This is a genomic window from Paractinoplanes toevensis, assembly GCF_018332695.1.
GTDB classification, from domain to species: Bacteria; Actinomycetota; Actinomycetes; order Mycobacteriales; family Micromonosporaceae; genus Actinoplanes; species Actinoplanes toevensis.
Genome location: NZ_BOQN01000010.1, coordinates 1 through 20,469, shown reverse-complemented (window position 1 = coordinate 20,469; position 20,469 = coordinate 1). Strand labels below are relative to the sequence as shown.

Sequence of the window (20,469 nt, the reverse complement as noted above, 5' to 3'; positions counted from 1 at the left end):
GGGGTGTTCGCGAATGCAGACCTCCAGATCTTTTCGGGTCGAGGTCTCGTCAATTCCAGACCTCCCTTCTTTGAAACGGAGGGCGGGACGCTTTCAAGCGGAAGATCTTTCGGTACGCGCCGGCTAACTCTCGTGGCACGCGGTCCCGGCAGGCGCAACTCACCCTCCGCGCGCCCGCTGCGGGCGGGCCCGGCCCAGGCCCGCAACCCCAACCCGCCCACCGAACAGTCCCGGGCGACGGCCAACGACCTCCCGCATGGCGGTCGCCGCTCTCGGATACCGGGTCGCCGTCCCCGGGCATGGTCCCGCCTGATGAGCAGCGAGCCGGACGGTTCGGACCCGAACAGCGCCGGTCCGACTCGCAGATACAGATCAGGTTTGTCCAGAGAGCTGGGTCAGGACGTCGAACTCCGTGCCGCGCGCCCGGGCCAGATAGATCCGCTGGCTCACGTGCCGGCGCTCCAGACGCAGCAGGCCGCGCGGGCCCTCGTAGGACACCGTGTCGGCGGTCGCGCCGATCGCGCGGACATCGAGCGTGCGGGCCCGCCGGATCAGCGCCGCCAGCAGCAGCACACCCTCGTAACAGGACTCGCCGAGGCTGCCCAGCGGCGGTGCCTCGGCGCCGAACCGGGCGGCGTACCGGCCGTGGAAGTCCAGGCTCTCCGGCGTCACCATCGAGGCGAAGAAGCCCGCCGTCGAGTGCAGGTCCCCGGTCGCGGCCGGGCCGCTGGCCAGCAGCATGTTCTCGTCCATCAGGGTGCTCAGCCGCAGGCAGCGGGCGTCCAGGCCGGTGCGGGCGAACTGCCGGTTGAACCGCACCGCGTCGTTGCCGACCAGCAGCATCAGCACGGCATCGGCCTCCGACTCGGTGATCCGGCGCAGGATCGGACCGAAGTCATGGGTGCCGAGCGGAACGTACGCCTCGGTCGTGGGGAAGCGGCGGCGCACTGCCTGCGCCGTACGCCGCGGCCAGACGTAGTCGTTGCCGATGACGAACCAGCTGCGTACCGCCCGCTCCTGGGTGAGCAGCCGCATCGCCGGGAACAGCTGGGTGCCGGGAGTCTCGCTGGTCAGGAACACCCCCTCGGTACGTTCGCCGCCCTCGTAGAGAGCGGTGTAGACGTATGGCACCCGGCCGGCCACCCGCGGCGCCACCGCCTGCCGCACCGACGAGATGTGCCAGCCGGTGAGGCCCTGCACGGCGCCCGTCGACACCAGGGCCTCCACCTCGGCGGCCACCGCGGCCGGCTCGGCCCCGCCGTCCACCGGCAGCAGCGCCAGCTCCCGGCCCAGCACCCCGCCCGCCGTGTTGACCTCCTCGGCGGCCAGCTGCGCGCACAGCTCGGCGCCCGGGCCGAAGATGCCGGCCGGGCCGCGCAGCGGTACGACGAGGGCCACCCGTACCGCGTCCGTGCTGAGGTCGAGCAGCTCGGGCATGCGGCCATTCTCCCGTTAGCATGAGCCATGCGTCGATCCGCGGATCTGATGGAGCTGCTGACCCGAGCCGAGCGCCTGATGGCCCGCCGCCTCGCCGCGATCCTGGCCGCCGAGGGGCAGAGCCTCGACGCCTGGCGGGTGATCTCGCTGCTCGCCGACGGCCGCGGCCACTTCATGACCGAGCTGGCCGACGGCGCGTTCCTGCCACCCGGCAGCCTTACCCGTCTCGTCGACCATCTGGTCGACACCAACCTGCTCTACCGCCGGATCGACGACGCCGACCGCCGCCGCATCCGCGCTTACCTCACCCCGCGCGGCCACCGCCTGCACCAGCGCGTCGCCGACGCCGTCCGGGAGAGTCTGCCGGCCGACGAGGAGCTGGAACTCCGGCTGGCCGCCCTCGTCGACGACCTGGCCGCACCGGCCCCGGCGGCGGACGCGGAAATAGTCTCCTCGTAAGTGACCATGGAGCTGTGCCGTGCGTCACAATCGGAAGCTATGGGTGACTTACGGATCGTGGTTTGTGGCGGCGGGGCCGCCGGGGGCGTTGTCGGGCTCATCCAGGAGGCCATGCGGCGCGGCTGGTCGGTCGATGTGACGGCCACCCAGAGCGGGCTCGAGTTCTTCGAGAAGGCCGAGGTGGCCCGGGCCAGCGGGAAACCGGTGCGCACCACCTACAAGTTCGCGCCCGACGGCCGCCGGATCTCGCCGCCGGCCGACGCGCTCATCGTGGCGCCGGCGACGTTCAACACGATCAACAAGCTGGCCGCGGGCATCGCCGACACCTATCCGCTCTCCTCGGTGGCCGAGGTCATCGGGCGCGGGATCCCCACCGTGGTGGTGCCGGCGGTGAACTCGGCGCTCGCCGCGCGGCTGCCCTTCCGGCGGGCGATCGACGACCTGCGCGCGGAGGGCGTACGGGTGCTGTTCGGCGCGGAGGACGGCTGGGAGCCGCTGCCGCCGGGCCAGAACGATCCTCGCAAGTTCCCCTGGATCCGGGCGCTCGACCTGGCCGAGGAGGCATTCGGGCTGACCACGGTCGATCAGATCGGTGTACCGATGCGGGCGTGACGGAGGATGTCCGGGCTCCGGCCGGGCACTTAGCCTGACCCCTGATGGACCTGCTGGAACGGGACGACGAACTGGCCGCCCTCGGCCGCCTGCTGGCCGAGAGCGCGGCCGGCGGCCGGGTCGCGATCGTCAGCGGCGAGGCCGGTGCGGGTAAGTCCACCCTGGCCGCCGCGTTCGCCGAGGCCGCCGGACCGCGCGCGCACGTGGTGTGGGGCGCCTGCGACCCGCTGCTCACCCCGCGCGCCCTGGGCCCGCTGCACGACATCGCCCGCGCGCTCGGCGGCCGCCTGCGCGACCGGATCGCCGACGCGCCCCGGGTCGAGGTCTTCGATCTGTTCCTCACCGCGCTCGACCGGCCGCCGCAGGCCGCCCGCCCGGTCGTGGTGCTGGAGGACCTGCACTGGGCCGACGAGGCGACCCTCGACATGGTCGCGTTCCTCGGCCGCCGTCTCGCGCTGTGCCGGGCGCTGCTGCTCATCACGTACCGCGAGGAGGAGATCGCCCCCGACCACCGCCTGCGGACCGTCCTGGCCGGACTTCCGCGCGGCCTCACCCGGCGGGTGAGCCTGCCGCCGCTCTCCGCGGCGGCGGTGGCCGAGATGGCCCGCCGGGCGGGCCGGAACTCCCCGGATGTGTACGCCGTGACCGGCGGTAATCCGCTGCTCGTCACCGAGGTCCTCGCCGCCCGCACCGAAGGGGTCCCGCCCACCGTCCGCGACCTGGTGCTGTCCCGGCTGGCCGCGCTCACCGAGCCGGCCCGCGACGTGGCCCGGCTGGTGTCGGTGGTCCCCGCGCACACGTCCGCGGAACTGCTGGCCGGCCGGGCCGCCGCCGTCGACGAATGCCTGGCCGGCGGAATCCTGACCGCGAAGGGCGACGGCGTCGCCTTCCGTCACGAGCTGCTGCGGCGGGCGGTGGAGGAATCGCTGTCCCCGGTACGCCGGATGGCCCTGCACGCCGAGGTTCTCGCCGCGCTGAGCAGCCGGCCGGGAGTGGACCCGGCCCGTCTGGTGCACCACGCCCACCACGCCGCCGACACCGCGGCTGTCCTGCGCTGGGCGCCGGTGGCCGCCCGCCGGGCCGCGTCGCTGGGCGCGTATCGCCAGGCCGCCGCCCTCTACGTGATCGCCCTGCCGCTCACCGCGGACCATCCGCCGGCCGAGCGGGCCGCCCTGCTGGAGGAGTACGCGGACGCCGCGTACCACGGTGGGCTCAGCGGCGAGGCGATCGACGCCCGGCGCCGGGCGCTGGCCCTGCGCGAGGAGCTCGGCGACCCGCGACGGGTGGGTGGCAACCTGCGCTGGGTGTCCCGGCTGCTCTGGTGGAACGGCCGCCCCGACGAGGCCCGCGCGGCCGCCTGGCGTGCGGTCCGGGTGCTGGAGGCGGTGCCGCCGGGCCGGGAGCTGGCCGCCGCGTACAGCAATCTGTCGCAGTTGTTCATGCTGGCCGGCGAGCTGCCGGAGGCGATCTCCTGGGGGCGCCGGGCACTGGAGCTGGCCCTGCTGACCGGCGATCGGGACACCGAGCTGCACGCCATGGTCAACATCGGGTCGGCCCGGTGGAACGCCGGCGACCGGGCCGGCATCGCCGAGCTGGAGCGCGCACACGAGCAGGCCGCCGCGGCCGGTCTCGACGACCACGCCGGCCGGGCCCTGGTCAACCTCGGCACCAGTGCCGTGGATGCCTGTGATTTCGCCACCGCCGAGTCGACATTCGACCGGATGGTCGCGTTCCTGTCGGCCCGAGACCTGGACGGCTACACCCGGCACGTGCTCGGCCACCGGGCCCGCCTCGAGTTGTTCCGCGGCGACTGGCGGGCCGCCCTCGACGACGCCGAACAGGCCCTCACCGGGCCGCCGGTGCCGGGCCCGTCGCTGGTCCCGGCGATCGCCGTCCGGCTCACCGTGCGGGGCCGGCTGGGCGAGTCGGGCCTGCTCGGTGCGGCGCGGGACGCGGCCGATCGGGCCTACCGCAGTGGCGAGATCCAGTTCGTCGGGCCGGCCGCGGTCCTGCTCGCCGAGCTGTACTGGCTGGCCGGCGACGACGAGCGGGCCGCCGCCGAGGCGCGCCGCGGCCTGGCCGTGGCCGAGCGGGGCGGGCAGCAGGCCGGGCAGCCGTGGTTCCTCGGCGAACTGGCGTTCTGGCTGTGGCGGTGCGGTGGCCTGGAGGCGCCGCCGGCGAGCACGGCCGAGCCGTACCGGCTGCTCATCACGGGGGAGTGGGAGCGGGCGGCGGCCTGGTGGCGGGAGCGCGGCTGCCCGTACCCGGAGGCCGAGGCACTGTCGGGCGGTGATCCGGTGGCCGCCCTGCGGATCTACGACCGGCTCGATGCCGTCCCGGCCGCCCGGCGGTTGCGGGCCACGCTGCGCGAACGCGGCCTGCCGGTGCCGCGCGGGCCGCGCCCGGCCACCGCGGCCGACCCGACCGGGCTGACCGGCCGCCAGCGGGAGGTCCTCGCCCTGCTGGCGGAGGGGTTGAGCAACGCCGACATCGCGGCCCGGCTGACCCTGTCGGCGAAGACCGTCGACCATCACGTGTCGGCGGTGCTGGCCAAGCTCGGGGTATCGACGCGGGGACAGGCGGCGGCCGCGGCCCGCCGCCTCAACATAGGGAGCTCTCCCCATGTGGGAGGCACCGGGGATTCCTAGCGTCGAACGCATGACGGAACTCGTACTGGACGGCCTCAAGGCCAAGCAGCAGAAGACCTGGGCCAGCGGCGACTACGGCGCCGTGGCCGCACTCATCCAGCCGATCGCCGAGGAACTCGTGCAGGCCGCCGATCTGTCGGCCGGCAGCCGGGTGCTGGACGTCGCGGCCGGCACCGGCAACGCGGCGATCGCGGCGGCCCGCTGCGGCTGCCGGGTGGTCGCCACCGACTACGTGCCGGAGTTGCTCGACCGGGGGCGGGAGCGGGCCGCCGCCGAGCACCTGGCGATCGACTTCAAGGTCGCCGACGCCGAGAACCTGCCCTGCGACGACGGCGAGCACGACGCGGTGCTCTCGGTGGTGGGCGCCATGTTCGCGCCCGACCAGGAGAAGGTCGCGGCCGAGCTGGTCCGGGTGTGCCGGCCGGGCGGCACGATCGCGATGGCGAACTGGACCCCGGACGGTTTCATCGGCGAGATGTTCCGGACCGTGGGGCGCCGGGTGCCACCGCCGCCCGGAGTCCGCGGCCCGGTCGAGTGGGGAAACGAGGCCCGGGTTCGGGAGCTGCTCGGCGGCCGGGTGCGCGAGTTGCAGGTGATCCCCAAGACCTTCGTCTTCCGCTTCACCTCGCCCGAGCATTTCGCCGACTATTTCCGGGAGCACTACGGCCCGACCCTGAAGGCGTTCGAGGCGCTCGGCGCGGACAGCAAGCCGCTCTACGACGACCTGGTCGAGCTGGCCGCCCGCCACAACACGGCCGGCGACGGCACCTGCAAGATCCCGTCGGCGTACCTGCAGGTGCTGGCCGTCCGTTAGAGACCGGTCTCCTCGGCGGGGGTCGGCATCCGGCTCGGCGTGGCGGCGCCGAGCCGGCGGCGGGCCGCCGCCGGCTCGAGAGCAGCGGTCACCGCGGAGACGCCGGCGGTGGCGAGTTTCTCGAACTCGCCGCGCAGGATCGGGGTTGCCAGTTTTGCGAGGCCGTGCAACTCCAGGTCGACCCGGTAGGTCACCTCGGTGCCGCCCGGCACCGGGTGCAGCATGACCGTCTCGACGCAGGTGGCGTTCTCACTGCGGCCGTGGAAGACGAGCCGGCCCGGTTCGGCGGTGATCAGCGTGTAGATCAGTTCGGTGGTCACGCCGTACAGCTTGCGGACGTGCCGCCAGTGCGCGCCGCGGGTGATCGGCCCGGCCCCGACCCGGCTTGTGTGCTTGGCCGAAGGATCCCATTCCTGGGCGTTCGCGAAGTCCTGCAGGTAGCCCAGCACGGCGCCCGGGGCGGCTGTCACGGTGAACGTGCGCTCCACGACGATCATCGGTCCCCCAGGGCGTCGGCGTGCGGTCCCAGCGTAATGGCAGCTTCTGATCAGTGCCCGTGTTTCACCTGGTCGTTGAAATGCCGCACGAATCGGCGCTGCCACGGGGTTTCGACAGCCTTCGGGTGGTAGTGCTCGCGGACGTAGGCGACCGCCTCCGCGGCCGGCACGCCGTCCAGGACGGCGAGGCAGGCCAGGGCGGTTCCGGTGCGTCCGCGGCCGCCGTAGCAGGCGAGCTCGACCCGCTCGCCGCCGGCGCGGGCCAGCGCCTCGCCCAACACCTCGCGGGCGTACGCCGGATCGGCCGGTAGCCGGAAGTCGGGCCAGCGCAGCCAGCGTGACTCCCAGCCGAACTCCGGCGGCTCCGAACCGAGCAGGTAGATCCCGAACGTCGGCGGGTGCCCGGACGGCATCGGGTGGCTCAGTCCACGCCCGCGCACCAGCCGGCCGGACGGCAACGACAGCACGCCTTTCTCGCGCGCGTCCCACAGATTCATCCTGTTACAGTGCCTGACATGTCCAGCTTCAGCGAGCGACGCCGGCGATCTGACGACCGCCGCTGAAGTCTGCTTGTCCGCCGGCGGGTCGATCCCGCCGGTGACCTCCGTTCATCCGGCCGACCCGCGTATTCCTCGATGGGTTGCCGATGAACCTCGAAGCTCTCCTTGCCGACCGGCTGGCCGCGGCGTTCGCCGCCGTTGCCGGCGCTCCGGTGGATCCCCTGGTCCGGGCGTCGCAGCACGCCGACTTCCAGTCCGGGGCCGCGCTCGCCCTGGCCCGGTCGCTGGGCCGGCCGCCGCGTGACCTCGCGGCCGCGGCTGTTGCCGGCGCCGACCTGGCCGGACTGGCCGACGCCGAGGTGTCCGGTCCCGGCTTCCTCAACCTGACCGTTCGCGACGACGTGCTGGCCGCCGGGGTGGATGCGCTCGACGACCGGCTCGGCGTCGCCCGCACCGCCGCACCCGAGCGGGTCGTCATCGACTACTCCGGACCCAACGTGGCCAAGGAGCTGCAGATCGGCCACCTGCGGTCGACCATCATCGGCGACGCGCTCGCCCGGCTCTTCACCTTCGCCGGGCACGACGTGGTGCGGGTCAACCACCTCGGCGACTGGGGCACCCAGTTCGGCATGCTCATCGAGCATCTGCTGGCGGTCGGTGGAGAAGATCACTCGCCGGGCGACCTGACCGACTTCTACCGGGCCGCCCGGGCCAGGTTCGACGCCGACGACGAATTCAAGGCTCGGGCCCGGCAGCGGGTGGTGGCACTGCAGTCCGGCGACGACCTCAGCCGGCGGCTGTGGCACCGGCTGGTCGAGCAGTCCGAGGTGGACTTCCTGGCCGTCTACGACCGGCTCGGCGTGACCCTCGCGCCGGACGACTTCGTCGGCGAGAGCTTCTACCAGGACCAACTGGCGTCGGTGCTGGCCGAGCTGGGGGAGAAGGGCCTGCTGACCGAGAGCCAGGGCGCGCTCTGCGCCTTCCCGCCCGGTTTCACCGGACGGGACGGCGAGCCGCTGCCGCTCATCGTGCGCAAGAGCGACGGCGGATTCGGGTACGCCGCGACCGACCTCGCCGCGCTCCGGCACCGGGTGCGGGAGATCGGTGCCACCCGGCTGCTGTACGTGGTGGGCGCACCGCAGCGGACCCACTTCCGGATGGTGTTCGCGGTGGCCGCGCTGGCCGGCTGGCTGCCCGACGGAGTGACCGCCGAGCACATCGAGTTCGGTGCGATCCTCGGCGCCGACGGCAAGATGTTCAAGACCCGGTCCGGCGCGAACGTCCGGCTCTCCGCCCTGCTCGACGAGGCCGACGAGCGGGCCAGCACGCACGCGGTAGGCATCGGCGCGATCAAGTACGCCGACCTGTCCGGCGACCGGCGCTCCGACTACGTCTTCGACTGGGACCGGATGCTGGCCTCCACCGGCAACACCGGCCCCTACCTGCAGTACGCGTACGCCCGGATCCGCTCGATCTTCCGGAAGGCCGGCGGCGAGCCCGGCCCGGTGGTGCTCGGCGAACCGGCCGAGCGGCGGCTGGCCCTGGCCCTGCTCGGCTTCGAGTCCGTCGTGGACGCCGCGATCGCGCAGCGGGAGCCGCACCGGCTGGCCGGCTACCTGCACGACCTCGCGGTGGCCTTCTCCGGCTTCTACGAGACCTGCCGGGTCGACGGATCGCCGAGCCGGCTCACCCTCGCCGACCGGACCGGGCGCACCCTGCGTGTCGGCCTTGATCTTCTCGGCATCGATATGCCGGATGAGATGTGAGAAGCGGGATGGTAGCTGTGACATGAACGGGTAGCGATGTCCTCGCACGTGGAAGCATCGGTGGTTATGGTGCCTGAGGCACGCCCACCAGGTGTGTGTTCCGATTCTGAAAGGTTCGTGATGACTACTCCCGCCGGTGTATCGCGGCGCACTGTTGTCGCCGCCTCGGCTGCCGCCGCCGTCGCGGCGCCGTTCGTCGCCGCCGAGTCTGCGCAGGCCCACGGCAAGGGCGGCCACGGTCACCCCGCGCCGAAACCGCCCGCCACCTACCACCTCACCGTGCTGGGCACGTCGGACACCCACGGCAACGTTTACAACTGGGACTACTACAAGGACGCCGAGTACGACGACAGCGCCCACAACGACGTCGGCGTGGCCAAGCTGGCCGCCCTGGTGAACAAGCTGCGCGCCGATGCGACCGGGGCCACGCTGGTCCTCGACGCCGGCGACACCATCCAGGGGACGCCGCTCGCGACGTACTACGCGAAGCAGGAGCCGATCACCACGACCGGTGCGAAGCACCCGATGGCCCGCGCCATGAACGTGCTGCACTACGACGCCGTGACCCTGGGCAACCACGAGTTCAACTACGGCCTGCCGCTGCTGAACCTGTGGATCCGTCAGCTCGGTTTCCCGGCGCTCGCCGCCAACGCGGTCAGCGCCAAGACCGGCAAGCCGGCCTTCACGCCGTACGTCATCAAGCAGGTCTCCCTCGGCCGGCACGCGCCGACCCTGCGGGTCGGCATCCTCGGCCTGACCAACCCGGGCGTGGCCATCTGGGACAAGGGGAACGTCGAGGGCAAGCTCCAGTTCCTGGACATGGTGACCACCGCCGCGAAGTGGGTGCCGGAGATGCGCCGCCGCGGCGCGGACCTGGTGATCATCTCGGCGCACGGCGGCGACAGCGGCACCTCCAGCTACGGCCCGGAGCTGCCGAACGAGAACCCGGTCGCGCTGATCGCGCAGAACGTCCCGGGCATCGACGCGATCCTGTTCGGCCACGCCCACCTGGAGATCCCGCAGCGGTTCGTGACCAACACCAAGACCGGCAAGCAGGTGCTCACCTCGGAGCCGTCGAAGTGGGGCCAGCGGCTCACCAAGATGGACTTCGACCTGGTCCGCGAGCACGGCCGGTGGAAGATCACCAGCTCGGCCGCGACCACCCTGAACACCAACACCGTCGAGGCCGACCCGAAGGTCCTCGCCGTGGTGAAGTCGCAGCACGACAAGACGGTGGCGTACGTCAACCAGGTCGTCGCCACGTCCACCGAGACGCTGTCCGCGGCCACCTCGCGGTACGAGGACACCCCGATCCTCGACTACATCAACAAGGTGCAGACCGACACGGTCACCGCGGCTCTGGCCGGCACGGCCTACGCGTCGCTCCCGGTGCTGTCGATCGCGGCGCCGTTCAGCCGCACCGCGGTCTTCCCGCAGGGTGACGTCAAGATCAAGGACGTGGCCGGGCTCTACATCTACGACAACACCCTGGAAGCGGTCGTGCTGACCGGCGCCGAGGTGAAGGCGTACCTGGAGTACTCGGCGAAGTTCTTCGTCACGCTCGCGCCGGACGCCCCGGTGGTCGCGGCGAACATCAGCGACCCGGGCATCCCGGACTACAACTACGACGTGCTCTCCGGCGTCGACTACGACATCGACATCAGCAAGCCGATCGGCTCGCGGATCACCCGCCTGCAGATCGCCGGTGCCGACGTCGACCCGGCCGCGCAGTTCGTGGTGGCGGTGAACAACTACCGGCGCTCCGGCGGCGGCAACTTCCCCGGCATCGTGAAGACCCAGGTCTACAACGCGCAGCAGGAGATCCGCCAGCTGCTCATCGACTGGGCCCAGGCCAAGGGCGCGATCAACCCGGCCGACTTCTACGTCAAGAACTGGCAGCTGGTCCGCAACGGGGTACCCGTCGTCTTCGGATCTTGATGGGAAGGGGCGCCCGCTTCGGCGGGCGCCCCTTTTGTCTATCGGATGACCGCGACCTGCATTTCGGTCACCCACTTGTCGAAGTCGTCCGGCGGGCAGTCCAGGTAGATCTCGCGGGCGTAGCCCGGCGGCACCGTGCGGTAGCCGTTGTCGTCGATCCAGGTGGCGATCTTCTGGCCGGTGCGGAACGCCTCGCTCATCGAGCCCTCGTGCAGCGCCGTCGCCGCCTGCTCGATCGCCGGCAGCACCGTCACCTCGAAGCCCGCGTCGGCGCCCACCTCGGCGTCGCCGATCGGGAAGGCCGCGTGCACGGTGATCGTCTCGTCCTCCGGCCCGGTCGGGGCCGGCCGGTAGTAGGCGATCGGCGATCCGGTCATCGCCACCCCGGCCTTCTCCATCAGCTCCATCAGTCGTGGATAGAGCGGACTCAGATTTTCGGTGATCGACGACGGATCGTCGTAGCTGGTCGCGACGGCGGACAGCTCCGCCACCCGTAGCGGGGCGATGCTCTTGATGACGACGTCTCCGGTGTCCATATGGCCCTCGATCTCGATCATGCGGAGACGCGCGTCGACCTGAGCCAGGCGTAGATTGTCGCGGTTCACCTGGGCGGCCAGCTCGGCCCGGCGCAGCCGCAGCATGCCGCGCATCTCCCCGGAGTCGACCTTCTCCTCGATCAGCGTCTGCACCTGCTGCAGCGTGAAGCCGAGGTCCTTGAGCGCGACGATCCGGTTGAGTGTGCGCAGCTGGGCCGCCGCGTAGTAGCGGTAGCCGCTGTGCCGGTCGACGTGGGCGGGGCGGAGCAGGCCGATGGCGTCGTAGTGGCGCAGCATGCGCACCGACACCCGGCCCAGGCCGGCGAAGTCTCCGATACTGAACATGGTCCTCGTAGCCTCCGGCCTGACACGGTGTCAGGGTCAAGTGCCGGCGTTGGCACCCGTCCCCGTGCCCGGCGGTGTCGTGGTCGGGTCGGTGGTCGGCGGGGTGGTCGTCGGCGGCGTGGTGGTCGGCTCGGTGGTCGGCGGGGTCGTCGTCGTCGGCGTGGTCGACGGGGTCGCGCTGGTCGACGGGGTCGTGCTGGTCGACACCGAGGAACTAGGAGCCTTCGTCGAGGAGCGCGGGGTCGCGTTCGGCTTCACGCTGGCCCGGGTGCTCGACACGTCCGGCGCGGGCAGCAGCGGATCGTCGGTCTGGTCGTCGGTCGCCGTGGAGGGCACCGTGATCGGCTTCTCCACGCGGTTGTTGTCGCCGGTGTTGTGGAACAGGATCGCCATGGTGAGCCCGATCGCCAGCACGGCCATCACCACGATCGCGGCCAGCAGCGCCGTCTGGCTGCGCTGCGGGCGCCGGGCGGGCGGCGGCACCGCGAGCGGCATGTTGCGCGGCACCGGCACCGTGCGGGTCGGCGCCGCCGGGCTGAGCGGGGCGACCAGGGACGTGCCGGTCATCCGTTTCCAGTCGAGCGGGCCGGCCGCCTCGTAGGCGGCGGCGGCGAACTCGGCGGCCGTCTCGAACCGGTCGGCCGGCTGCTTGGCCATGGCCCGGGCGATCAGCTCGCGGACCGCCTGAGGCACGTGCTCGGGCAGCGGCTCGGGTTCGTCCTCCAGGTGACGCAGTGCCACCTGCAGGGCGTTGTCGCCGTCGAACGGCGGGTTGCCGGCGATGCAGTGGTAGGCCACGGCGCCGAGCGCGTAGATGTCGGTGGCGGCCGTGACCTTGCCCTTGGCGACCTGCTCGGGGGCCATGTAGAGCGCGGTGCCGACGATCGCGTTGAGCTGAGTGACACTGGTCACGGCGGCCGAGCGGGCCACCCCGAAATCGACCAGAACGACGGCGCCGGTCGGCTTGACGATCAGATTGCCCGGTTTCACGTCCCGGTGGACGACGCCGACCTCGTGCGCGGCGTGCAGCGCGTCGGCCGCCTGCGCCACGATCGACATGGTCTCCTCGACCGGCACCGTGCCCTGCCGGACCCGCGCCGAGAGGGGTTCGCCCTCCACGTACGCCATCACCAGGTAGGCGACCTGGTCCTCGGCGGAATCGCCGTCACCGGCACCGGCGTAGTCGTAGACCTCGACGACGCCGGGGTGCCGGAACGAGGCCATCATGCGGGCCTCGCCGTAGAACCGAGCCGCGAACTCGGGGTCGGCGAGCATGGCCGTCTTCAGCACCTTGACGGCGATGACTCGGCCGAGTATGACATCGGTGCCGCGCCAGACCTCGCCCATGCCACCTGTGGCGATGCGCTCGTCCAACCGATACCGGTTGCCCAGGAGGTTCCCCGCAGACAGCACCGACGGACCTTATCTGATCAGGTGGCCATGCCACAGCAGCCGAATGTCGCCCAACTCTACAGACGCCCCGCCCTCAGCGGGGGGCGAGCGGAGGCACCCTGCGCCCGGCCCCGGAATCCGCGATGAGCTGGGAAAGGCGCCGTTCGCGGGTCTCCGGCCGCTTGGCGCTGATCACCCAGTGACTGGCCGCCCGCCGGTAATACGCCGATTGGCCTTCGAACCACTCCCAGGCCGCTTTTTGCGTCTTAAACCGGGCGATCTGCTCAAGATCGAGCTCCGCACCGCCCTGCTCGTACGAGTACGCCGGCGCCGCGTCGATCTTGCGGCTATCGAAGGCCCGGGTGCCGGCCGGGCGCATCAGCCCGCGCTCGGTCAGCTCGGCGATCTTGGCGACGTTGACCTCGCTCCACACGCTGCCCTTGCGGCGCGGCGTGAAGCGGACCCGGTAGCTCGCCTCGTCGATGCGGCGCGCGATGCTGTCGATCCAGCCGAAGCAGAGCGCCTGCTCGATGGCCTCGGGATGGCTTACCCCGGCGCGGCCCGAGCCCTTCTTCCAGTAGCCGACGAACAGCTCGAGCGCGCTCTCGTGATGCTGCTCGAACCACGCCCGCAGGTCATCGGCGGTATCGAAGAACTGTGCCTCCACCGGCACAGCGTAGGGCCGCCGGGCGGCAAAGGGCTCCGCCCGGCGGCCACGACTTTCGCGCCGTCAGGCCTCGGTGACGATCACCGCGGTGTCGTTGAGCTCGCGCTCCTCGGCCTCGGCCTGCTTGGCCAGGGCCGCCCGGGTGTACGTCGCCGCCGCGAAGCCCACCGCCGCACCGATCAGGCCGGCCGCGATCACCAGGCCCCACGGGGTGCTCTGCTTGCGCCCGGCCAGTGCGGCAGCCGCCGCGTTGGCCCGAGCCCAGGCCTCGTCGGCCTTGCCGCCGGCCAGACCGGCCAGCTCGTGGCCCTTGTCACCGGCGACCGAGGCAGCCTTCGACGCGGTGTCCGACATGGCGGACGACAGGTAGTCCCACGCCTGGGCCGCGGTGCGCTCGGCCTTGCTCAAGGTACTGGAAGACATGATCGTTCCCCTCCTGCGTTGGCCTACCCAGTCTCACCTGCCCATGTGCGTCATTCGGCAAACGCGTCCGCTGTGGACGACATCACGTTTTGGAAACGGCTGGACAGGCCCCGGTAGTCTTGGTCCCGGTTCACACGAGCCACTCAGGTGGCTAACAGGTTCGGGGCCTAACCTTTCGGTCAGTTTCACCGAACCTTTCAGGGGTAGTCTCGACTCCCCCTGGGGTGGGCAGGCTTACCGCGAAGCACTACGCTCCGTTGCGGCCCGCGCACAGAGGAGCTGACGCCCGGAGAAGCCGGGCGGGTGGAGGGAATGGCGTGACGCTGTCGATAATGACGTCGACGCTTGCCGACGGTGTGGTGGAGATCTCGCCCAGCGGTGAGATCGACGTGGAAAACGCATACGAGATCCGGGAGACCGTGGCGGGCTTGCTCGCCGATGGCCGCCCCACCCGCATCGAGCTCAACATGCAGCACGTGACCTTCATCGACTCGGTTGGCATCAGCGCGCTCGTCGCCGCCTTCCAACTCGCCGGGGTCAGCGAGGTCAAGCTGGTCGTCACGCGACCCAGCCGGTTCGCCCACCGCCAGTTGTGGGTGACGGGTCTGCTCGGTCTCTTCGGTAATCCGCAACCGTTCGGCGGCGCCGAGTCGAAACAGCCGACCGTCTCCGCCTGAGGCAGGCCTGAGTTCTCAGGCCAGCACCCTCGAGTGCACCTGCACCGTTTCCAGGTTGAACCGCACGTCCGCCGCCTCCACCGGGGCGCGCAGCGGCGTGACCACGGCGAAATGCTCGGCCAGGGCCGCCAGGTCGGTCTGCGGTTCGAGCAGGTCGTCGGCGGCCTGCACCGCGGTGCGCACGAATCCCTCGCCGGCCTCGGCGATGCTCATCTGCACCTGCCCGAACTGGGCGAGGGCGGCCCGGCGCAGTCCGCGGATGCCGTCCAGGTGCAGGTCCGGCACGTTGAGGTTGAAGACCGTGCCGGCCGGCGTGTGCAGCAGCGTCGGGATCAACCGCGCGGCCAGGTCGGCGGCGCTGCTCCAGTGCCGCTTCTCGTCGTCGGCCTCGCTGATCACGTCCATCGCGGCCCCGCCGCTGCGCGACGACGCCACCCGGGGTGACAACACGTCCAGCGAGACGGCCAGGCCGTGCAGGCCCGCGTACGAGCCGGTGAGCGTGGCGCCGACCGTCCCGGAGTGCACGACCGCCGACCCGGCGTTGGCGCCCCGGTTGATGCCGGACAGGATCACCGTGGGCGGCTCACCGAACGCCTCACGCAGCGCCAGCAGCACGATGTAGGCCGGTGAGGCGGCCACCGCGTACGCCGGGATGTGCTTGGCCTGTGGCAGTTCCCGCTTGTGCAGGATGATCTTGCCGTGCTCCTCGATCGCGGTCATCGAGGCGCTGCTGCCGCTCGACTCGGTGATCGGCGCCGCGACGACCACGTCGTGGCCCTCGCGTGCGGCGGCCCGTGCCAGGTACCGCAGGCCCGGAGCTTCGATGCCGTCGTCGTTGGTGACCAGAATTCTCGTACGGGTTGTCATCGCGCCTTCTTGATCGGGGTGAGCTGGACCCGCTCGGTGAGCACCTGGACCGCGTCCAGGTGTCCGGTTCCGAGACCGTGCCGGGTGACGTTCAACGCGCCTGCGGCCGCCCCGGTGCGAACCGCCTCGCTCATCTCGCCGCCACGGGCGAGCACCGCGGCCACGCCGGCCGTCATCGAGTCGCCGGCGCCGCGGCCGTCGGTGAGGGTCAGCTTGGGGGTGCCGACCCGGTAGATCTGTTCGTTGATCAGGGCGAGCGCGCCGGCGTCGGCCCGCGAGACGAGTGCCGCCTCGGCCCCGTCGTCGTGCAGCTTGAGCAGCGCGTCGGTGAGGTTCTTCTCCGAGTCGTCGGCGGAGAGCCCGTCGGCGATCAGTTCCTCGTGGCTGACCTTCACGACGCTCAGCCCGGACGAGAGCACCGCCTTGAGGTGATCGCCGCACAGGTCGGCGATCACCTTGCAGCCGTTCGCCCGCAGGTCGGCGGCGAGCCGCTGGTAGACCTCGGGCTTGATGACCGACGGGTGGGCCGGGCCGCTGAGGATGGCGATGCCGGCCCGCAGCCCCTCGGCGAGGGCCAGGTTGTAGAGCTCGTCGAGCTCGTGCCGGGTGAACGGGGAGCCGGCGATCTCGGCCAGCGAGCGACGCTGGCCGTCCCGGCGGTCGTGGACGTACCAGCCGCTGCCGCTCTCCCGCGGGATGGTGCGCAGCGTCACGCCCTTGAAGTCGAGCAGCGGCTTGAGCACCCGGCCGACCTCGCCGCCGACGGCCGCGCAGAGGATCACCTCGGCGCCGAGTGAGGTGATCATGCGGGTCTGCCAGATGCCCTGACCGCCCGGGTGAACGTGCAGTTCGGGCTGATCGTGCTGCTGTTCGATGGTCACCGTGAGTTGAGGTGCTGGCGCGAAGACCATGACCCGAGCGTCGCTCATATCCGACATTGTTCACTTTTACTCGCGCTCGGGCGGGGAAAAGACGATTAAAACTCAGAGATCGAGGGCCTCATCGGTCAACTCACGCACCGCGACGACCAGTTCCGGGCTGGCGCGCAGCAGGTCCTCCAGGCGCACCCGCCACTTGCCGGCCTCCACGTCGCCGGCGTGCCGGTCGCCGCCGGTCTCGACCAAAGCCGTCAGCAGGCGCTGCCGGGAGTCGGCGAACTGTCCGTAGACCTCGCTGCCGAGCCGGCTCAGCACCCGGGCGGCGAACGTCTCCGAGTGCGGGCTGCCGGCGGCCCGGACGAACGCCCGGGCACCCTCCCAGGCGACCCGCTGGTGGTGAATGACGCTCTGGGTCATGGCTGTGTCCCTCCGTGATGGCATGGCCACCAAGCGTAGAGACGGCGCCGGGAACCGGGACGGAGGTTGGCGCACGCGGTGGCCCCTGGGATCAGCGTGCCTCCTGAGGTGTGATGATCACCACCCCGCGGGCGCGCACCGTCCGTTGGAGCCGACCGGCTCGACCTGGAGGGTGGCGTGGTCGATGTCGAACTCGTCGTGCAGCGCCTCGCGGGCCGTGTCGAGCACGGCCGCCAGTTCGGCCGCCGGTTCCAGGCTCAGGTGCGCCGAGGCCACGTCCATGCCCGAGGTCAGCGTCCAGACGTGCAGGTCGTGGACGTCGCAGACGCCGGGGACGGCGGCCAGCCGGGCCCGCACCGCGGTGATGTCCAGGTGCTCCGGGGCGGCCTGGACGAGGATGCGCACGGCCGAGCGGCCCAGCGCGAACGTGCGCGGCAGGATCATCAGGGCCACGATCACGGCGACGATCGGGTCGGCATAGGACCAGCCGGTCAGCCCGATGATCACGGCGGCCACGATGACCCCGGCCGAGCCGAGCAGGTCGCCGACCACCTCGAGGTACGCCCCGCGCACGTTGATGCTCTCCTTGGCCCCCGACCGCAGCAGCCCGAACGCGATCACGTTGATGATCAAGCCGCCGATCGCCACCACCAGCATCGAGCCGGCCGGCACGTCCGGCGGATCGGTGAACCGGCGCACCGCCTGCACCAGCACGAACCCGGCCACCGCGGTGAGCAGGACGGCGTTGGCCAGCGCGGCCAGCACCTCGAGACGGTAGAGCCCGAACGTGCGGTGCGAGTCGGTGCCGGCCCGGCCGGCCGCGGTGATCGCGGCGAGCGCCATGGCGATGCCGAGCACGTCGGTGAACATGTGGCCGGCGTCCGACAGCAGGGCCAGCGAGCCGGTCATCAGCGCGGCGGCCGCCTCGACCACCATGAACGCGGCCAGCAGGCCGGCCGCCCACCAGAGGCGGGCGCGATGCTTCGCGCCGGCGTGCAACGCCTGCGTCCCGTGGTCATGCCCGGCACCCATGCCTCAACCCTCCGTCGGCGCCCCGCGCTCCGGCCAATGTATGCGTACATCGCTATATGTGCAACCCGAACCGATCGCCCGAACCCGGGGTATGCAATCACTGACAACTCAAAGCACCGCCTGGAAAGGATCCACCTCCGTGTCCAGACGTACTCTCGCGATTGTCGTCTCCACCCTGCTGGCCGTGACGCTCGGCGCGTCGCCGGCCGCGGCGCATTCCCCCGTCCGGGCTCTGCCCCTGCCCGACGGCTTCCAACCCGAGGGCATCGCCATCGGCGACCGCCCGTACGCCTACTTCGGCTCCCGCCTCGACGGCGACATCTACCGGGTCAGCCTCAGGACCGGTAAGGGCAGCGTTCTCAGCCAGGGCCCGGGCACCCCGTCGCTCGGCCTCAAGATCGACGATCGGGGCCGGCTCTTCGTGGCCGGCGGAAGCGGCGGCAACGCCCGGGTGATCGACACCCGGTCCGGCGCCGTGCTGAAGTCCTACCCCCTGCAGACCGTGCCGTCGTTCATCAACGACGTCGTCCTGACCGGCGGTGCCGCCTGGTACACCGACTCGACCAACCCGGTGCTGTTCAAGCTGTCCCTGGCCAGGGGCAATCTGCCGGCCGCGGCCACCCGGGTGCCGCTGACCGGCCAGATCGCCTACACCACCGGCAACAACGCCAACGGCATCGCCGCCACCCCGGACGGCCGGGCCCTGATCGTCGTGCAGTCCAACACCGGCAAGCTGTTCCGCACCACCTATGCCGGCGTGACCACCGAGATCGACCTCGGCGGCCAGCTCGTCCCGAACGGCGACGGCCTCTGGCTGCGCGGCCGGGATCTCTACGTCGTGCAGAACCGGCTCAACCTGATCGCCAAGATCCACCTGAACCGGGACGGCAGCGCGGGCACGGTGGTGTCCCGCACCACCGACCCGTCCTTCGACGTCCCGACCACCATCGCCGAGTACGGCAAGCGGCTCTACCTGCCCAACGCCCGGTTCACCACCCCGGCCGAGCCCACCACCACCTACAACGCGGTCAGCGTGCGGGTGCCGTAGCGGGCACCCACTCGGCGACCGTGCCCACCGTGGTCAGGCGCTGGGTGGCCCGGGACAGGGCGACGTAGAGCGTGCGGATCCCGGCGGCGTCCTTGGTGAGCGCCGCCGGTTCCACGAGCAGAACCGCGTCGTACTCCATGCCCTTGGCCTCCAGCGCCGTGACCACCTGCACCCGCTCCGGCAGGCCGGGCAGCCAGCCGGCGATCTCGTCCCGGCGCGGCACCGGGGTGATCACGCCGATCGTCCCGTCGACCTCGGTGAGCTGTTTCTCGGCCAGTTCCCGCACCAGGCCGGGCAGGCCGGCCGCGGTGGTGACCAGGTCGACCGGCTCGACGCCGGTGCTGCGTACGGCCGACGGCAGCGGCAGGTCCGGCATGATCGTGCGGATCACCCGCGCGGCCACCTCGAAGATCTCCGACGAGTTCCGGTAGTTCGTGGTCAGCGCGTAGGTGTTCCGCCGGCGCGAGCCGAGTGCCCGTTCCCGGGCCCGGTCCAGCTCCTCCGCGTCGCCCGACCACGCGGTCTGGGCCGGGTCGCCGACGATCGTCCAGGAGGCGTACTGCCCCCGCCGGCCGATCATCCGCCACTGCATCGGCGTCACGTCCTGCGCCTCGTCCACCACCACGTGCGCGTAGTCGCGGTAGTCGTCGTCGCGCTGCGTCAGATGGGAGCGGGCCGCCGCCTGACGGTCGGCGAAGGTGGTGACCTCCTGGACCCCGTCGCGTACGTGGAACGGATTTTTGCTCTTCTGCTGGGGCCGGCGAGGCCGGCCCATCAGCTCGTCCAGCTCGTCCAGCAACGCTACGTCGGCGATCGTCGGGCCCTGCTCGTCGAGCAGGGCGAACGAGCCCTCCAGCAGCCGGATCTCCTCCCGGGAGAGCAGCCCGTTGGCGTAGTCGCGCAGCCGGGCCGGGTCGGCCAGCCAGCGCAGCACCCGCATCGGGGTGAACCGCGGCCACCACGCCTTCAGGAACTCCCGGAAGTCGTTGCGGTCGGCCAGCTCGGCCTCGAACTCCCGCTTCTCCGGCAGCCCGGAGACCCGGGACTGGCGGGCCTGCGCCCAGAGCGCGTCGAAGAGCCGGTCGAAGCCGTGGCTGCGGACCTCGTTGCGCCGGGCACCGCGCGGCAGCGCCTTGCGGCGGATCTGGTCGAGATCGCCGGCGTTCAGCCGCAGCAGCGTGCCCCGGTAGAGCAGGCGCAGCTCGGTCGGCGCACCCGGCACCGCGTCGTGCGAGGCCCGCTCCAGCACTCGCCGGATGCGCAGCGAGCCCTTGATCGCGGCGACCGGACCGGGGTCGACCCGGGTCGACTCGTAGCCGGGCACCAGCGAGCCGAGGGAGCGCAGGGTCGCGGTGTCCTCGCCGAGCGAGGGCAGCACGGTCGCGATGTACTCCACGAAGACGCCGGACGGGCCGACCACCAGGATGCCGCCGCCGGCGAACCGGCCGCGGTCCGAGTAGAGCAGGTAGGCCGCCCGGTGCAGAGCCACCGCGGTCTTGCCGGTGCCCGGCCCGCC

Annotated in this window: 20 protein-coding genes; 8 read left to right on the top strand and 12 right to left on the bottom strand. The window is 71.5% G+C overall.

Annotated features, from left to right (window positions below; genetic code table 11):
• Window positions 1–372 precede the first annotated feature (372 nt).
• Window positions 373–1,437 (bottom strand): substrate-binding domain-containing protein, encoded by a 1,065-nt coding sequence (locus Ato02nite_RS03545; protein ID WP_213004897.1) that lies wholly within the window; start codon window positions 1,435–1,437, stop codon window positions 373–375.
• Window positions 1,438–1,464: 27 nt separating this feature from the next.
• On the opposite strand from Ato02nite_RS03545, the gene Ato02nite_RS03540 reads away from it, so the two are divergent.
• The 4 genes from Ato02nite_RS03540 to Ato02nite_RS03525 are packed head-to-tail and all read left to right on the top strand — an operon-like array spanning window position 1,465 to window position 5,970.
• Window positions 1,465–1,896 carry a MarR family transcriptional regulator gene (locus tag Ato02nite_RS03540; RefSeq protein ID WP_213004896.1) on the top strand — a complete coding sequence of 144 codons (432 nt, stop codon included), beginning with the start codon at window positions 1,465–1,467 and terminating at the stop codon, window positions 1,894–1,896.
• Between the two features lie 39 nt (window positions 1,897–1,935).
• Window positions 1,936–2,508 carry a flavoprotein gene (locus Ato02nite_RS03535; RefSeq protein ID WP_213004895.1) on the top strand — a complete coding sequence of 191 codons (573 nt, stop codon included), beginning with the start codon at window positions 1,936–1,938 and terminating at the stop codon, window positions 2,506–2,508.
• 44 nt (window positions 2,509–2,552) lie between these two features.
• A complete protein-coding gene (locus tag Ato02nite_RS03530) occupies window positions 2,553–5,156 on the top strand; it encodes an ATP-binding protein (RefSeq protein WP_213004894.1) in 2,604 nt (867 codons plus the stop codon).
• 10 nt (window positions 5,157–5,166) lie between these two features.
• Window positions 5,167–5,970 carry a class I SAM-dependent methyltransferase gene (locus tag Ato02nite_RS03525; RefSeq protein ID WP_213004893.1) on the top strand — a complete coding sequence of 268 codons (804 nt, stop codon included), beginning with the start codon at window positions 5,167–5,169 and terminating at the stop codon, window positions 5,968–5,970.
• Here Ato02nite_RS03525 and Ato02nite_RS03520 read toward each other — a convergent pair.
• Window positions 5,967–6,467, bottom strand: coding sequence for an SRPBCC family protein (locus Ato02nite_RS03520; RefSeq protein WP_213004892.1), 501 nt, complete (start codon window positions 6,465–6,467; stop codon window positions 5,967–5,969). The two genes, Ato02nite_RS03525 and Ato02nite_RS03520, sit on opposite strands and share 4 nt — an antisense overlap.
• Before the next feature lie 50 nt (window positions 6,468–6,517).
• Entirely contained in the window at window positions 6,518–6,964 is a 447-nt protein-coding gene (locus Ato02nite_RS03515) for a protein-tyrosine phosphatase family protein (RefSeq protein WP_213004891.1), read from the bottom strand.
• Between the two features lie 149 nt (window positions 6,965–7,113).
• Here Ato02nite_RS03515 and argS point away from each other — a divergent pair, with 149 nt between their 5' ends.
• Window positions 7,114–8,733: an arginine--tRNA ligase gene (gene argS, locus Ato02nite_RS03510; RefSeq protein WP_213004890.1), complete on the top strand. Its 1,620-nt coding sequence runs from the start codon at window positions 7,114–7,116 to the stop codon at window positions 8,731–8,733.
• A 120-nt stretch (window positions 8,734–8,853) separates the two neighbouring features.
• Window positions 8,854–10,671: a bifunctional metallophosphatase/5'-nucleotidase gene (locus Ato02nite_RS03505; RefSeq protein ID WP_213004889.1), complete on the top strand. Its 1,818-nt coding sequence runs from the start codon at window positions 8,854–8,856 to the stop codon at window positions 10,669–10,671.
• Window positions 10,672–10,709: 38 nt separating this feature from the next.
• Here the strand turns inward: Ato02nite_RS03505 and Ato02nite_RS03500 are convergent, their stop codons facing one another.
• The 4 genes from Ato02nite_RS03500 to Ato02nite_RS03485 all read right to left on the bottom strand — a co-directional run bounded on the left by Ato02nite_RS03500 (window position 10,710) and on the right by Ato02nite_RS03485 (window position 14,034).
• Window positions 10,710–11,552, bottom strand: coding sequence for a MerR family transcriptional regulator (locus tag Ato02nite_RS03500; RefSeq protein WP_213004888.1), 843 nt, complete (start codon window positions 11,550–11,552; stop codon window positions 10,710–10,712).
• 36 nt (window positions 11,553–11,588) lie between these two features.
• Window positions 11,589–12,965, bottom strand: coding sequence for a serine/threonine-protein kinase (locus tag Ato02nite_RS03495; RefSeq protein ID WP_213004887.1), 1,377 nt, complete (start codon window positions 12,963–12,965; stop codon window positions 11,589–11,591).
• Between the two features lie 73 nt (window positions 12,966–13,038).
• The gene (locus tag Ato02nite_RS03490; RefSeq protein WP_246606026.1) at window positions 13,039–13,611 is read right to left on the bottom strand and encodes a YdeI/OmpD-associated family protein; all 573 of its coding nucleotides are present in this window, start codon (window positions 13,609–13,611) and stop codon (window positions 13,039–13,041) included.
• 63 nt (window positions 13,612–13,674) lie between these two features.
• A complete protein-coding gene (locus Ato02nite_RS03485; protein ID WP_213004885.1) occupies window positions 13,675–14,034 on the bottom strand; it encodes a hypothetical protein in 360 nt (119 codons plus the stop codon).
• Window positions 14,035–14,351: 317 nt separating this feature from the next.
• Here Ato02nite_RS03485 and Ato02nite_RS03480 point away from each other — a divergent pair, with 317 nt between their 5' ends.
• Window positions 14,352–14,711, top strand: a complete 360-nt coding sequence (locus tag Ato02nite_RS03480) for an STAS domain-containing protein (protein WP_213004884.1) — start codon at window positions 14,352–14,354, stop codon at window positions 14,709–14,711.
• A gap of 15 nt (window positions 14,712–14,726) precedes the next feature.
• Here the strand turns inward: Ato02nite_RS03480 and surE are convergent, their stop codons facing one another.
• From surE to Ato02nite_RS03460, 4 genes are all read right to left on the bottom strand, one after another.
• On the bottom strand, window positions 14,727–15,578 hold the full coding sequence (surE, locus tag Ato02nite_RS03475) for a 5'/3'-nucleotidase SurE (RefSeq protein WP_213004883.1): 852 nt from the start codon (window positions 15,576–15,578) through the stop codon (window positions 14,727–14,729).
• Window positions 15,575–16,507, bottom strand: a complete 933-nt coding sequence (locus tag Ato02nite_RS03470; protein ID WP_246606023.1) for a 1-phosphofructokinase family hexose kinase — start codon at window positions 16,505–16,507, stop codon at window positions 15,575–15,577. The genes surE and Ato02nite_RS03470 overlap by 4 nt, the downstream gene beginning before the upstream one ends.
• A gap of 54 nt (window positions 16,508–16,561) precedes the next feature.
• Entirely contained in the window at window positions 16,562–16,873 is a 312-nt protein-coding gene (locus Ato02nite_RS03465; protein WP_213004882.1) for a hypothetical protein, read from the bottom strand.
• Window positions 16,874–16,990: 117 nt separating this feature from the next.
• Window positions 16,991–17,905 (bottom strand): cation diffusion facilitator family transporter, encoded by a 915-nt coding sequence (locus Ato02nite_RS03460; RefSeq protein ID WP_213004881.1) that lies wholly within the window; start codon window positions 17,903–17,905, stop codon window positions 16,991–16,993.
• 139 nt (window positions 17,906–18,044) lie between these two features.
• Here Ato02nite_RS03460 and Ato02nite_RS03455 point away from each other — a divergent pair, with 139 nt between their 5' ends.
• Entirely contained in the window at window positions 18,045–18,953 is a 909-nt protein-coding gene (locus Ato02nite_RS03455) for an NHL repeat-containing protein (protein ID WP_213004880.1), read from the top strand.
• Here Ato02nite_RS03455 and Ato02nite_RS03450 read toward each other — a convergent pair.
• Window positions 18,934–20,469: HelD family protein (locus Ato02nite_RS03450; protein WP_213004879.1), on the bottom strand; the 1,536-nt coding region annotated here is incomplete at its 5' end. The genes Ato02nite_RS03455 and Ato02nite_RS03450 overlap by 20 nt on opposite strands.